The organism is Halococcus sp. AFM35, assembly GCF_051195015.1.
GTDB lineage: Archaea > Halobacteriota > Halobacteria > Halobacteriales > Halococcaceae > Halococcus.
Genome location: NZ_JBNTJU010000030.1, coordinates 13,919 through 28,540 on the forward strand (window position 1 = coordinate 13,919; position 14,622 = coordinate 28,540).

The 14,622-nt window shown below is 55.1% G+C and carries 14 protein-coding genes; 9 read left to right on the forward strand and 5 right to left on the reverse strand.

The window, feature by feature from the left end:
• Positions 1-134 precede the first annotated feature (134 nt).
• On the reverse strand, positions 135-1,253 hold the full coding sequence (locus ACQUQO_RS15645; RefSeq protein WP_435079200.1) for a carbon-nitrogen hydrolase family protein: 1,119 nt from the start codon (positions 1,251-1,253) through the stop codon (positions 135-137).
• 98 nt (positions 1,254-1,351) lie between these two features.
• On the opposite strand from ACQUQO_RS15645, the gene ACQUQO_RS15650 reads away from it, so the two are divergent.
• The 3 genes from ACQUQO_RS15650 to ACQUQO_RS15660 all read left to right on the forward strand — a co-directional run bounded on the left by ACQUQO_RS15650 (position 1,352) and on the right by ACQUQO_RS15660 (position 4,122).
• Complete coding sequence (locus ACQUQO_RS15650) at positions 1,352-2,338, forward strand: asparaginase (protein WP_435079202.1); 987 nt, start codon at positions 1,352-1,354, stop codon at positions 2,336-2,338.
• Positions 2,339-2,435: 97 nt separating this feature from the next.
• Positions 2,436-3,335, forward strand: a complete 900-nt coding sequence (locus ACQUQO_RS15655; RefSeq protein ID WP_435079204.1) for a polysaccharide deacetylase family protein — start codon at positions 2,436-2,438, stop codon at positions 3,333-3,335.
• 331 nt (positions 3,336-3,666) lie between these two features.
• On the forward strand, positions 3,667-4,122 hold the full coding sequence (locus ACQUQO_RS15660; protein ID WP_435079206.1) for an FxLYD domain-containing protein: 456 nt from the start codon (positions 3,667-3,669) through the stop codon (positions 4,120-4,122).
• Positions 4,123-4,304: 182 nt separating this feature from the next.
• On the opposite strand, the gene ACQUQO_RS15665 is transcribed toward ACQUQO_RS15660, so the two are convergent.
• Together ACQUQO_RS15665 and ACQUQO_RS15670 are read right to left on the reverse strand one after the other, a co-directional pair.
• On the reverse strand, positions 4,305-5,297 hold the full coding sequence (locus ACQUQO_RS15665) for a transcription initiation factor IIB (RefSeq protein ID WP_435079208.1): 993 nt from the start codon (positions 5,295-5,297) through the stop codon (positions 4,305-4,307).
• Between the two features lie 1,270 nt (positions 5,298-6,567).
• A complete protein-coding gene (locus ACQUQO_RS15670; RefSeq protein WP_435079210.1) occupies positions 6,568-7,959 on the reverse strand; it encodes an SGNH/GDSL hydrolase family protein in 1,392 nt (463 codons plus the stop codon).
• A 283-nt stretch (positions 7,960-8,242) separates the two neighbouring features.
• Here ACQUQO_RS15670 and ACQUQO_RS15675 point away from each other — a divergent pair, with 283 nt between their 5' ends.
• From ACQUQO_RS15675 to ACQUQO_RS15695, 5 genes are all read left to right on the forward strand, one after another.
• Positions 8,243-8,617, forward strand: coding sequence for a MarR family transcriptional regulator (locus ACQUQO_RS15675; RefSeq protein WP_435079212.1), 375 nt, complete (start codon positions 8,243-8,245; stop codon positions 8,615-8,617).
• Entirely contained in the window at positions 8,614-8,946 is a 333-nt protein-coding gene (locus ACQUQO_RS15680) for a type II toxin-antitoxin system PemK/MazF family toxin (protein ID WP_435079214.1), read from the forward strand. The genes ACQUQO_RS15675 and ACQUQO_RS15680 overlap by 4 nt, the downstream gene beginning before the upstream one ends.
• 215 nt (positions 8,947-9,161) lie before the next feature.
• Positions 9,162-9,617, forward strand: coding sequence for a pyridoxamine 5'-phosphate oxidase family protein (locus ACQUQO_RS15685; protein ID WP_435079216.1), 456 nt, complete (start codon positions 9,162-9,164; stop codon positions 9,615-9,617).
• A 511-nt stretch (positions 9,618-10,128) separates the two neighbouring features.
• Positions 10,129-10,938 carry a ParA family protein gene (locus ACQUQO_RS15690; protein ID WP_435079218.1) on the forward strand — a complete coding sequence of 270 codons (810 nt, stop codon included), beginning with the start codon at positions 10,129-10,131 and terminating at the stop codon, positions 10,936-10,938.
• Positions 10,931-11,353: a hypothetical protein gene (locus ACQUQO_RS15695; protein ID WP_435079220.1), complete on the forward strand. Its 423-nt coding sequence runs from the start codon at positions 10,931-10,933 to the stop codon at positions 11,351-11,353. Before ACQUQO_RS15690 ends, ACQUQO_RS15695 begins: the two co-directional genes overlap by 8 nt.
• 78 nt (positions 11,354-11,431) lie before the next feature.
• Here ACQUQO_RS15695 and ACQUQO_RS15700 read toward each other — a convergent pair.
• Positions 11,432-12,315 (reverse strand): IS1595 family transposase gene (locus ACQUQO_RS15700; protein ID WP_435079222.1). Its coding sequence is split into 2 segments (ribosomal slippage): positions 11,432-11,853 and positions 11,853-12,315, totalling 885 coding nucleotides; the frame shifts between segments, so codons are not numbered across the junction.
• 264 nt (positions 12,316-12,579) lie between these two features.
• Here ACQUQO_RS15700 and ACQUQO_RS15705 point away from each other — a divergent pair.
• Complete coding sequence (locus ACQUQO_RS15705) at positions 12,580-13,584, forward strand: hypothetical protein (RefSeq protein ID WP_435079224.1); 1,005 nt, start codon at positions 12,580-12,582, stop codon at positions 13,582-13,584.
• A 91-nt stretch (positions 13,585-13,675) separates the two neighbouring features.
• Here the strand turns inward: ACQUQO_RS15705 and ACQUQO_RS15710 are convergent, their stop codons facing one another.
• Positions 13,676-13,867 (reverse strand): hypothetical protein, encoded by a 192-nt coding sequence (locus ACQUQO_RS15710; RefSeq protein WP_435079226.1) that lies wholly within the window; start codon positions 13,865-13,867, stop codon positions 13,676-13,678.
• Positions 13,868-14,622 lie beyond the last annotated feature (755 nt).

Below are 14,622 nucleotides of genomic sequence, written 5' to 3' on the forward strand. Positions count from 1 at the left end.
GGACTCTAGGAGGATAATGGATTGAACGCAGCAGCACGGGCGGTGCAGGCGTATCTGGTAAGCGCTTCTCTGAGTAACACCCTCGCTGTGTCCGTCGATGCCATATACCGAAGGTCGGTTTTCAGTAACGACAGCTACTGATCTTGAACAGCAGCGACAACCGATTCAACAGCTTCGATCGATACCTCGTGTTCGTCGGCAATCGTTTGTATCTCTGCTGGTGACAGCGCTCCGTTAGTCCGGCGTGAACCGGACTCCCCATTCATCGAGTCATGGGTGTGGGTATGGACCGGCTCATACTGCTCGTCACTCACCTCCAAGTTTACCGCGTCCCAGCGTGTATAATGCCCCATCGCATCGAAATACGCTTTCGTGGCTCGACGTTCGTCTCGGCTGAACTCCGCCGTGAGAAGCACTTCCTCATCGACTGCTGGTCCTGCTTTGACGACGCCTGCGGGATTGACGAGCATACTTCCTCCAGCGGCGACGTTGAACCCAAGCTCGTCTTCGCTGAATTCCTCTGGGATGTCATCGCTCATGTACGCCGAGCAAGAGGCGACGAACGACTGCGTTTCAAATGCATACTCACGGACTGCGGGATAGATATCACAGGAATCCACCGCAGTCGAGTCCGTTGCTCGGGATTTGTCGCCCGGATGGCCGTGCTGCTCCCAGAAACCCGGCCAGACTGCAGCATGGATTTCCTCACCCTTGGCTGTCAGTGCAGCTTTGGAGAGGGTCATATGGTTCTCATAGCAGATTAATCCCCCCAGCTGTCCGATATCGGATTCGTAGGTTCGCAAACTTTCAGGCTCACCCCGACCCCAGATAGCGCGTTCCTCATGAGTCGGCATAAGTTTTCGATGTCGTCCGATTAGCTTGCCCGACCGATCAAAGTAAAACAGCGTGTTGTAGAGGGTGTCGCTGCCTTTGCGGTCGCTCAACTCGTTCGTTCCGAGAACGACGTGAACGTTCGCGTCGTTGATTGCGTCCCCGAGCACATCGATTGCCTCATCATCAACGTGGAGACTGTTTTTCTGCAGATCGACCATGAGATCGGTCCATCGTGGGATCGAAACGCTTCCTCGCCAGTAGGGATACCCGGGGAAGTACGTCTCGGGGAATACGACGAGGTCCGCGCCGTCGTCTCCAGCTCGCTTGATCCAGCGACAGGTCTTGTCGAGCGTTGCCTCCTTGTCATGGTACACTGGTTCTGCTTGTGCCGCCGCAAGTGTGAACGACTCAGCCGACATGAACAGTCACAATCGGTCAAGCGAATAAACTGCTTCGCCGTCTCAGACATCGATTGCCGTTTGCTTAAATATCAGTAGAGCACTACCACGTACCGAGAATGTCCGCAGCAATTACTGTACTGAGCACCGGTGGAACAATCGCGAGTACACAAACAGAGAACGGAGCGACGCCAAGCAAGAGTGGTGAAGAGCTCATCGCAGCCGTGCCAGAACTTGAATCGTACGCCGATATTGAGGCGACTGAAGTCGTACAGACGCCGAGCTTCGACATGGATATCGAGTCGCTCATAGCGATAATCGAGCGAACGCGCACAACCGTTGATGGTGGCGCCGATGGCGTCGTCATCACCCATGGGACGGACACCATGGAAGAATCCGCCTACTACCTGGACCTCGTCCTCGACCTCGATGCACCAGTCGTTTTCACGGGAGCACAGCGCCGTTCGGACGAAATCAGTCCCGATGGACCGAGCAATCTTCTCACCGCGGTGCGGGCGGCGAGTCACGAACGGTTCCGCGATAGGGGCGGCGTCTATGTTGCTTTCGACGAGGAACTGCATGCCGCACGCGACGTCACGAAGGCACACACGAGCGCCCTCTCGGCGTTTGTCTCTCCGGACAAGTGCCCAGTCGCCCACTTCACCCGTGAAAGCGTACGCATCCACTGCGAACCGGGAAGTCAATCGGACGCAATCGAGGTTACGACAACGTCAGCCGACGTCGCCATGGTGAAAACGGGAATCGGCGTCGGTGCACAGCAGGTGAACGCTGCCCTCGAAAGGGGTGTTGAGGGCATCGTCGTCGAGGGGACCGGTCTTGGCAATACGACGAGCGCACTCGGCGAGGCCATCCGCGAAGTTCTCGAAGCGGATATTCCAGTCGTCATCACCTCGCGCTGTCAGGGTGGGGCAGTTGCTCCCGTGTATGGAACGCCCGGCGGCGGAGAGACTCTCCATTCGCATGGTATCATCGACGGCGGTGATCTCCCCGCTCACAAGGCACGTCTGAAACTCATGCTCCTTATTGAGGACTGTGGGACGGCCGATCTCACAACTCTCCGCGAGGCATTCGAGACGAATTCATGAAGAACAGGATTCCGATCCGGATGCGAACAGAAGCCGGAGATATTTGCGACGACGATTACGGCTATCGGCTACGCGCGTGAGATAGTAAGCGGTCACAATGAGTGATATTGATGTAGCAATCGGTGTCGACGCGGATTGTGTTGCTGGCTGGCTGGGATCGTATGGAGGCGAGGATTCACCAGCAGACCTCTCACGCGGACTCTCCGCCGGCAATGAGGGCATCCCGCGTATGCTCCAACTATTCGAAGACGAAGGCATCGACACCTCGTGGTACATTCCAGGACACACCATCGAAACGTTCCGCGAGGAGGTTCAGGCAGTCGCGGACGCTGGTCACGAAATCGGGGTCCACGGCTACTCGCACGAAAATCCGACCGATCTCTCACGCGAACAGGAGGACGAAATCCTTCAACTCTCAATCGACCTCGTTGAGGAAGTGACTGGCGAGAAACCAGTCGGTCATCGCGCGAGCTGGTGGGAGTTCAGTGAAAACACGCCGGATCTCGTCGAGAAGTACGACTTCCTCTACGATAGTAGCCTCATGGAACGGGAGTTCGAACCGGGCTACATGCGGAAAGGCGATAGCTGGGAGAAAATCGACTACGATCAGGAACCGAATTCGTGGACGACACCGTACGAATACGGTGAAGAAACCGATGTCGTGGAAATCCCTATCAGCTGGTACCGGGATGACATCCCTGCAATGTTGTTCATCAAACAGCCACTCTATCATGCCGGCTACAAGGACCCTGAAATGATGTACGAACAGTACTACAAACGACAGTTCGACTATCTCTATAATCGCCGTGGTGCTGGCGTCTACACGTTCACTATCCACCCCGATCTCCACGGACTACCCCACATGATCCCTCATCTCGAAGAGTTCATTAACTACGTCAAGAGTCACGAGAACGCAGAATTCACAACACTGGAAGAAGTCGCTCGTAAGTACGACGACGATCCATCTGTCTACGAAGCTCGTGGTGAATACCTCTGAAAAAAGTGTCCATACCAAAGAGATGGTGCACGATACGGTGCTGGTGAGGTTCTCGTCCGGATGGACTGAGCATCATACATGATCAACATCAGAACTGACGAGAGTACTGTCTAAGAGCGTCACAACCACACCGTTGTTTTCTAATCAATGGGTAGATGAGGGTCACATCATCCTCTCTTCTGTCTCAAAGGCTGCTTCTTTCTGACTCCAATCAAGCCACCATCACAGAAAGATGACGTGACCTAAACGGCGAACTGAACGAGGGCCCATCGTGCTGGTGTCCGTTGCTACCCAGAAATGCTATCATCGAGAGGACGAGTAGGTATTGTATATGGATCGCCGGGAATTTCTTGCAGCCGGTGCCGGGGGTGGGGCGATACTGCTCGCTGGCGTAGGGGCTGCCCTCGGAAGTACCAGTCTCGACGCTGGTCCTGCCTATGGTCCAGTCTCGACACCACCCAGTACCGGATCGAAAACACTCAACAACGGACTGCAAGCCTCGCTGTATGAGGACGGCGCTATCGCATTCCTCGGCGCATCGCTTGTCTCCGACAGTTCGAGCACTGCTGCAGTCGTCGGACGGCTGAAAAATATCTCGGATACCACTCTCGACCAAGTACGTGTCAAAGTGCAGTTCCTCGCGAATGGAGATGACATCCTCCTCCAGGGGTGGGTTGCCCGAGAGAGTCTTGCCGACGGGCAGGCGTGGCAGTTTGTCGCTCGGTATTCCGGTGATGACCCTGATCGTATTGCTGGTGCGAACATCGCTGCAATCGGTGCGTACTGACCCCCACCTCGAAGCAGTTAGAGCAGCTACCGCTGTGCTCCTTATGAGGATACCTGCACCACCGCATGGTCGGCTTTATGGAAGAGGTGAGTCAGGGTAGTAGCGTAGACGCCACGAATCTGAACTCTCATAGCGCGGTGCTCGGCAATACTCTAGCGAGGTTATGCATTAACGGGATTGGCTTACCGGACTTGTAGATCTTCACCGATCTCAAGTAGGTCTTGGTATCGGTTGCGGATAGTGACCGTGGAGATATCGGCCACTTCGCCCACGGCTGGCTGAGTGACTTTCTCACTCGTGAGCAATGCTCCAGCGTAGACCGCAGCAGCTGCAAGACCGACGGGATTCTTCCCGCTCAGGTAGCTTTCGTCGGTTTCGGCCACATTCGTGAGTAGGTCGCGGCTCTGTTGCTCGGCCTCCTCGGAGAGTTCGAGGTCCGAGGCGAACCGGGGAATGTAATCCAGCGGGTCCGCAGGCTCGATTTCGAGCCCTAACTCGCGGGTGAGGTGGCGATACGTTCGTGTGATCGGGAGCTGATCGATGCGAGAGACAGCAGCAACTTCATCGAGCGATCGGGGGATCTCAGCCTGTCGCGCGGCCGCGTGCACCGCAGCGGTGCTCATCCCCTCGATCGACCGACCACGCAGCAAGTCTTCATCAAGCGCCCGGCGGTAGATCACGCTCGCGGTTTCACGGGTCGATTGTGGCAGACCGAGAGCGCTCGCCATCCGCTCGATTTCGCCGAGGGCATGCTTGAGGTTGCGCTCTTGAGGATCTGAAGTCTGTGAGCGGGTGTGCCACTTGCGAAGCCGATTCATTTTCCGGCGCTGGCGGCTCGACAGGCTGTTGCCATAGGCATCCTCGTTGCGCCAGTCAATCTCGCTCGACACACCCTCGTCGTGGAGCATCTTCGTGGTGGGCGAGCCGACGCGCGAGCGCTGCTCGCGTTCGTTGCTGGTATGGGCTCGCCACTCGGGGCCGTGATCGATCTCGTCGGTGTCGACGATGAAGCCACACTCGACGCAGGCGGTCTCGCCGTGCTTGTGATCGTGTGCGAGACGACCGTCACACTCCGGGCAGCCGGTGAGCGTCTGCTCGGCGGTGGTGCGTTCGGTCTCGGTTGTGTCCGTGCTGCCTTCGTTCACCTCGCGTTCGGTTTGTGTGGTGTCGACCATGGGGTGGTTTCCGGGAGATCGAAGTTGCTGTTTGATGAATTGTCGCTCGTTGGCATAAAACATGGTGTAGCATGGCCGGCGGCAGTCTGGCACTTCTCGCTGGTGAGCCAGCATTTCTGGAACTGTGGACTAGCAGTGCGTTCGCTGCGCAGTGGTGTCGCCTTTGCTTGGAAACCCCGACATTTGGGCATCGGATATCGAGTGAGACTGAGGGAGAATCGGGCGAGAGCGACTCAACCGCGACCAAGGTACGAATCGGTGTCGGAGTTGTACGCTAACCCCGACATAGGGGTGAAGATCGGGATAACAGTCTCATTCTTGTCCCGCCAGCCTCCGACTCCTCCGGAAGACATGAGGCGGCCTCGTCAGTAGTGCAGGGGGAGAAGCGAATGGCGGAGCGCATCGATCACACAATAGCGTGAGGCGTGCGTGATCGGCAGTATAGAGGCATCTCTGGGAGCAAATTTGCTCTGTTCGGACTCTGGAATCTGAAAATATCCGATATGTATTTGCTGAAGGGACTTGCAATGCTTGATGGTGATGCCATGCAACTAGATGAACGATCCGAGATAGCGGAGCGTGTTCAACTCTGTGAAAGATGCGGGGGGGGGAATGCCAGAACCCTTTATCGGAAACAATATCTGCTACCATTGTCTGAGTGACAGTTTCGACTAACTTGTGTGACAGAAACAAGCACGAATGACGTGGTACAGTTGTACGGAGTGCGGATGGACAAGCGGTACAGCACTCACTGATGAAGAAGCTCTGTATACCGCTTTCGAGCACGAAGACGAGACAGTCCACGAAATAGTAGAACGGCAGGAACCACATCCCACAAAGTGAGCAACCCTGCAGCAGACACTCCTTTGTTTGCGGGGGAGCGCCCCAGCCTGATCGGCGTGGCAACACCCCGGTATCGAGATGTAAATACCGAGGTTGGAAGCCCAATAGCGGCCTTTTGGCTGTATCCCTCCCTCCATCGTTTCCAGTATTCAACCGACCCAATTCAGCCACCTTCTCACCATCCTCAATCTGAGTTAAAGAGACCCACCTTCTGACCAGTCTGGCGGGAAACGTTCGTTTCTGGCCACGGCAATGAAGCCACAGTACCTGTCTCTCGCCCCTGCAACTCGGGCCACCAGAACACTAAGCACCAGCTCACGGTTGCACCAGATGCATCAACAACATATCTGACGGTCCGGCGTATCCGGTAAGGGTCATCACACCTTGTTTTCAGTGACACATAACACGGGAGAGGGATGGGCGTAGGTCAATCGGAGGGGGTGCCTACTTTCTTCGGCGAACTACCGTGGCCGTGATCATGACCCTGCCCGTGATGTTTCTTAGCGTGCTTCTCCTGGCACTCGTTTTTGAACAGCGAGAGGTCGATGATTTCAGCCATCTTCCGGTAGCCTGCGTTGCTCGGATGCAGGTGGTCACCGCTGTCAAACTTCGGCAGAATCCGGTCAGGCTGATCCGGGTCCTGAATGGCCGTATCGAAGTCAAATACCCCGTCAAAGTATTCACCGGTTCGGATGAACTCGTTGACCATCTCTCGTTTCGCTTCGGCTGTGGGCGAACTGTACCCGCCACCGGTCCCCCGCGTCGGGGTCAACGTCCCAGCATAGATATCCAGTCCGTGGGCATGACACCGAATTGCAATCTGCTTGAGGCCCTGAATGATCTGCTGGGCGGTCACATCCGGCTCCTGATAGCCGATGTCATTGATGCCTTCAAGGATGATCACATCAGTCACGCCAGGCTGGGCAATGACGTCTCGATTGAGGCGTGCGAGAGCGTTGGTACCAGCCGTGCCACTATCACTGAGGATGCGGTTGCCGGAGATACCCGTGTTCAGCACTGTCCGGTCAACGTCAGAATGGTCATTGATGCGCTGGGCAAGGTAGTATGGATAGGGATTGTCTTGCTCCGGCATCTGACTGAGCTGGAAGCCATCCGTAATCGAATTGCCGAGCGTGACGATTGCCCCCTCTGTCTTCTCTTTCGGGAGCACATCCACACCTTCGAGGAAGTAGTACGAAAACAGCTCTTTCGTATACGGATCACCGGAAACGTCCCCGGCATCATCGCCACCGGCAAGATACGATGTTTCGATCCCGAGGGGATGCCACGTCGCCGGACCGGTATCATCCTGCGTATACAGGCTCACAGTGAGGTACCGCCCTGGCTCCACACTGAGTGATACCGGGTCACTGTAGACCATCGCCCCAGCGGGGATCATCACCTCTTGTTCCCCACCAAACGTCAGAAGCGTATTCGTTCCAGGGACAACTGCAGCATCCTCGTCTTGGAAGCCGATTTCAGCATGGTCGAACGTGACCGGTCGATCACCAAATGTATTTGAGAGGCGGATACGCACCTCCGACCCGGCGGTATCCGCGCGAACGATGAACCGGAGTGTCTGGTCTTCGAACCCAGTCCGGGAATACCCCTCCATACCCGGCGGCACGACTGAGGCCGTCCACGTCCCAACAAAGGGGTCGTCCGTGAGGCACTGGCACTGGCCCGTCTGGGTATTGGATTTGTGACCGTGGTCGTGGTGCTCGTCCGAATTGGCTGCCGCAGTGCCAGCTCCGACGAGTGATGTTCCGCCAACGACACCGAGTACTTTCATGAAATTTCGTCTATTTGCTGATTTCATAGCATAGTCAACCAACCACACACCACCTCATAAAGATATGCCTCAGCGTCAGCCTCTAATCGCTTCCAATTTCTGTGTGTCTGATGTTGGTAGGAAAGGGCGAAGCGCGTAGGCAGGATAAGAATCACGAGGAGCGATAAGAGGCACTAGCGCTCGTAACGGGACCCGCCGTGCAAGATTGATCGACGAATTAGTGGTGTGAACCGTCCGGTCGCACGAACACCCGCCACGTAATTGGGAGGAATAGGTTTTAATACGCCAAGATACGTTGTAGTACACGACCGTGCCCATCACTACTGATGATTTCGACCATCTTCCGGAGAAGGCGCTCGATCTCACCGAGGGGTCGAATGCCCAGCGCGTGCTCAGATTTCTGTCGGAACATCCCGATACGGCGTTTCGGCAGAACGAGATCATCGAGGGGACTGACGTGAAGGCTGGCAGTATCGGCCCGGTTCTTTCACGACTCGAAGAGCGCGGACTGGTGAGGCACAAAGGGAAATACTGGACAATCGGGGATGACGACCGACTGGCATCGTATGCAGCGATGTCACAGACGTTCGCAACCGCTGAGGAACGCTTCCCGGACGAAGAGATGGACGAATGGCTCGAACACGCGGAAAATCCGTATGAGGACGAGCAGAGTGGGGACGCATGACCTACCAGCGCGGGGATGTGGTCTGGGCAGTTGATCCGTACCGAAGTGGATCGAATCCCCGACCGTGGGTACTCATTAGCAACACCTCGTTGCCGTACGCGGACTCGGAATACATCGGGATGATCCTCACGACGAAATCACATCCGGGTGGGCGTCAGCTGACAGCGAGTGATTGGGAGTACGGCCAACCACCGCGGACGAGCTATATCTCTCCCTGGACAGTCGGGACGATCAAACATGATCAGACGAGAAACGTTCAGGGACGGCTCAGAGCGAGCGTGGTTGACGAAGTGGTTGACGACCTTGAGTCGTATATTGAGGCTGAATAGAGCCCGTGATGCGCTGCACGACGCTCTGTGTCAGCTGGAATCAGTAATGATAATCTACTATCATGTCCCAAAACATTCGTTTTTGACCGCCAATTCGCCAACAGGTATTCCATGAATGCCAGCCGCGCGACTCACATACTCTCTTACTCATCCCATGTCGCAGCGCGGGGGCCGCAGCGAAACACCGATTATCCACTCCTGTCTGGACAACAGATATGGAAATCGTCGAAGACACGCTGGATGCTGAGTTAGAAGAATTTCTGTCTCGTCCACTCTTTTGTCATCTCGGAACTGCATCCGAGGAGGGTCCTCGGGTATCTCCCCTCTGGTTTCTCTGGGAGGATGGTGCGGTCTGGATTATCGCTACGCTCTCAAATAAGACATTCCCGGACCGGATCGAGGAGGACTCCCGTACTGCGGTCTCGATAGTTGATTTCGACCCAGAGACCGGGCGCGTCGAGCACGTCGGGTTGCGTGGACACGCTACTGTCGAACCGTTCGAGGGAGATCGAGGTGAGCGTCTTCTCTCTCAGTATCTCGGAGATGATGAATCAGAGTGGGATGAGCAATTTCAGGATTTAGGCGATGTCGCCGAGAAGTATGCGTTCATCCGCTTTATCCCGGAGACTGTTGTTGAGCGCGATCAGTCATATTCAGGGAGTCTCTCCTAATGGGATCGTAAGGTCGCGTACAGGGGCGTCCGATGCTTTGCTGCCGAGTGTCGTTACTCGCGGCTTGTGAGCAGTTCATCTCGGCTCTATCAATGAGTTGATAACAATATCACGGCATCGCCAGCGTCAACGCTTCGATACGCATTGCCGGCAATTCCTCGAGACACACTTCGATAGCATCAAGACAGGAACTTTGCTTCGCACAGACGATAATTTACATGTAGTACGTAAATTCCGCAGATTGTGTAATTTGCGTCTGACATAGGTTTATGAACAATGCACGTAAATCACGGCATGTGCTCGACAGCATGAGAGTGGAGAAAACAAGAGAGAATAGAGATACAGCACCGGGAATAGATGTCTTCGAAGGGTTTCGTGATGTATGTGAAATACCCCATTTCACAAATTGGTGTGCGTCACGTGATCTACAAATTTCACACAGTGTACGCAATTTGCGCACACTACAAACCAGAGCCGACATCGATACCGGTCTAACCGTGCTGGGGTGCCGATGACGAACAAACTCGCCATCGCTATGCAGAAGGGAGGTGTCGGGAAGTCTACTACTGCGATCAATCTCTCAGGAGCGCTTGCTGCTGCAGAGATCCCCACAGAACGAAACAATGTTCTTCTCGTCGACGCCGACCCACAGGGATTCACAACGATTACCCTCGGTTTCCGTGAGTACTATGTCAACGGGGATGCCGTCTCGCTGTACGACCTCATGCTCGACTTCGAGCGCTTTGAGGAGGTCAACGATATCATCCGAGCTCACAACGAATTCGATGTGCTCCCCGCCCATGGAAGTAACTTCCAACTCGAACGCGAGCTCTGGTCGGCGAACCGCTCTCTCGAACGCCTCGACATGGTGCTTGACGAAATCGAAACCGACTACGATTACATCATCATCGACTCTCCCCCTAACCTTGGACCACTCGCTGATGGATCGGTTCTCGCTGCCGGGAATGTATTGTTTGTCTCACGGGCGGACTCTATCGCCACGTTCTCGATGAACTTACTTACCCAAGAAATCAGCCAACTCGAACATGAATTTGAGCGTGATATTGGCATCCTCGGGGCCGTCGTGAACGCCTTGACCCAGAACAAGATCAGCGACGACCGATTAGAGTGGTTTCTCGATAATTTGGGCGAGGAAAACACGTTCATTGTCCCAGAAACAGTCGCCATCGAGGGCGCGTTCGATCAGAATCACTCTGTATTCGGATTCGACCCGACGAACCGTCACCGCGAACAGAAAGCCGAAGAGGTCCGTGATATCTACAACCGTCTCGCCGCCCACATGGAGGCTCACTATGCCTGAAGAAGATGATGACGCTCTCGGAGAGATGCTCGGCGACCGGCTCGAAGGAACCCGGGATACTGATCAAGCCGAATCAGAAAGTGACGACTCACAATATACGAAGAGCATGGAATCCACGGATGCTGCAGAATCTACGCAAATCACGCAATCTACGCCTACCACGGATACTACGTCAGGCACGCAAGGAACAAATGAGAAGGACACAGCACGCTCTCGCTCGCCATTCCCTCTCTACATTACCCCTGATTTGAAAGACGGGGTCCAAAATCGCTTCGAAAAATTCAACGCAGAACGAACGCTAAATGATGAGCCAAAGGTTGAGAAACACCGACACTTTATGCAAGGGCTACTGCGCGCTGGCCTCGATCACCCCGACCTCGAAAAGTACATACTTGATGAATTTGAGGACAGATAACGAAGACGACGGAGATTTACTCGGAATCGATGTGTTCTCTGAGTCGGGCAGCAGGAGCCGAGAGAGAACTCACTTCGCTCATCCCGATACATCGTAACACAGCAGTTTCTCGAACCAGTCATTCGGTGAGTTGAGTTTCAGTTCGAGGAAGCCGAGGTATTTCTGGAGGTGGTGTTTCGAGACACCGCGGAACTTCGCTAGCCACTGACGAAGAAAACTATGGCGGTTCTCGCAGGTGTTCGTGTGGGCGTCACCGATCACGTAGGTGTCGGAGTGGGTGACGGCCAGATGGCCGTCCACCCCCTCCTTGTCTTCGATGTCGTCGTAGATCGTGTAGCCATCAGTGCAGAGGATGACGCTTCCGTCGCCGTACTCGGCGATATCTTCGTCAGCATCTTGCAGATCTTCACAGACGAGAAACCGAACTCGTCCGTCATCCCGACGGACGAGTGTCAAGACTGGCGGTTTGTCTGACTCGAAGGTTCCGCGTCCTTTTTTGAGAGTCCGCGCGAGCGCGGACTCCCGTTCTCGTCTTCGAGTCCTTTCTCACCAGCCGTGACGTAGACCTCGTCGGCTTCACACACGTCGTAGAGGTCGAACTCGTCGATATCACCGCTGGCGTCCTGAACTTTGTGGACGAAGTTGAGGACGGCTTCGTAGTCTCGGTCGAGATCCCGAGCGATCTGAGCGGTCGGCTCAGATCGCATCTCCTTGACGATGTAGAACATCTCTTCGAGTTCGAAGCGATGCTGCCAGAAAATCGTCTTCGTGAGGTCGCTGAAGTAGGTCTCGCAGTGCTTGCACCGGTACTGCTGGGCGTCCTTGTCGGTGGTTCCGCGTTTGACGACGGCGTCATCTCCGCAATGGACACACGTCACCGTCTCGCCGAAGCGGGCGAGACGGAGACGCTCGAAGCATCGCTCACGCGGTGGAAGGAAGACCTGAGCTGACTCCTCGTCCATCGTTGGCCGATGTTTGATCCGCCAGCGGAATTGGCGTTACGATCTATCGAGATGAGCGTTCGGCAAAACGATTGCGATTACAGTTTTCAAATTGATAGATTCGATCTCGATTCAAGTTTCAATATCCGACAGAGAACAGATGGTAAATTGATTGGTCGCTCCTCGCCAGTCTGCCGCCGACCGACAACATATGTACGTGGCTGCAAAATCACACAATAGAATGGATACGGTAAAGCGATGAGTGGGTCTTCACCCGGTAATACGATGCGAGAGCGGATCGGGAGCCGCCGTGCGAAACTTCGTCTCTACATCCTCCTCAACGTGAACCGACGGTTGCTTTCCCTTGTGCTCGCGGTTGCCATGTTCGTGATACTCGTCGCTCTCGGTGCATATGCCGTCCCCACGTTCCGGCAATTCATGGAACAGTACGCCCCGACACGATACGTATTTCAGGCATACGTCGGCGCGCTCATCACCGGCGTGACCCTTGTCGTCTCAATCAGCCTTGTCGTTCTGTCACAAGAATTCGGCCCACTTGGCGATCAACGCGACCGAATGTCGGGATCGATGGGATTTCGGGCGGACGTCGAGGACATCTTCGGCTCGGAGAGTCCCCCCGAACCCAACGCCTTTCTCCGCGCACTCGTCGAAAATACCACCGAAAAGGCCGAAGCTCTCGAAGAGGCCGCTGACGACGAGGACGACGACTTCCGCGATGCAGTCGATGAACTCACTGACGACATCTACGACAATGAAAGCGTTGTCAGCGACGAACTCGAAGACCGTGACTTCGGCGAGTACACTGTGGTGAAGGCAGCGCTCGACTACAACTACTCTTGGAAGATCCATCAGGCACGCCGACTGCAAAACGCCTTTGGGGAGACAATGAACCGCGACACCCGTCGCAAACTCATCGACCTCATCGACATTCTTGGGTTTTACGGGCCGGCACGCGAACATATTAAAACGTTATACTTCCAGTGGCAGCTCGTCGACCTCTCGCGTGGTATGTTGTATCTCTCGGTGCCCTCGCTTGTGACCACCTCGGCACTCGCACTATACCTCGCTCCATCCTCATTTCCGGGGACGTTTCTGGGAATCGATAATCTCATCTGGATCGTCAGTGCTGGGGCGACTGCTGGTTCCGTCCCATTTCTGTTTCTCACAGCATTCATCCTACGTCTCGTGACGATCACCAAGCGCACGCTAGCGATTGGTCCGTTCATCCTGCGGAGCGAAGGCCGATCGAACGATATCGAATGGAAATAGCGCCCTAGACAATTGCTTCGAAGCATCGGTTGAGTAGTTGGGCAGCAAAACCCGCACACGAGAGTGCAAACCGATGGATAGCAGTTGCCGGTTATTCTGATTCAACCGGACGGCGAAAGAAAAATAACAACGAGGACGGATCAACGACGGCAACGTCCTCGTAGATCCAGCCATCCTCAGCGAGCTCGTTGAAGAGGTCTTCGAGTTTGTACTGCTCGTTCCGAAGTTCGGTGGGAGAGAGAAACGCAGGTTCAACTCGGTATTCATACTCTTGGTCGGCCATAGTCCTGATACCGGCGTACGCCGTAAAAACGTGCTCTATCAGTAATGTATCCCGCCCTACTCGCTCCCTCCCGCCTTGCGGCGGTCAGTCACTCCTTAAGGACCGGGCTTTTGCTGCACCGTGATTGTACCCCCCATCCCCATGCATGGGCGAAGGCCCGGCTTCCTCTTACCGTCCTTGCCTTTGGTGGGGGTTTGTGGTCCTTACATCGACCTAAGACCGGGATTATCCCGCCGGCAGGGTGTCATAGAACGGTTGGCATGGTTTTTAGGAGCCGGTTGAGAGGCTTGCTACCGCTGGCTCTGAATAGCGACAACACTAGCTGCTTCTCAAACACTGGTTTTCGGGCTGATGCTGAGGCGGGTGAAGAGTTCTATGACACGCTACACCGGTTTAATTCGCGGTGCGTGAAGCACGTGCTCGAAGCAGTACGACTGGTCCAGGCGTGCGGGTGTTATTCGTTCGCTCATCTGTAGGAGATTGTTGATAGGGTAGTCGCGACTTGATGGCGAGCAGCGATCACTGCACAGAGGAGTTCAGACACCGGCTCCTGATTCGTCCGAGATTCAGCGAAACCGCAAGAGGGCTCTCCACCAACAATGTGCTACATATGAGCATATTCGTTTTGGTGAGCTTTCTCCTGCGGATCTCTGGATGATCGGTCGATGGGGAATGCTCGGCTCTGTTGAATCACTAGACGGCGTCGGGATCGGTCGCTAGATCAAAGGCATTGAAGCGAGAGACTTGCGTTGTCC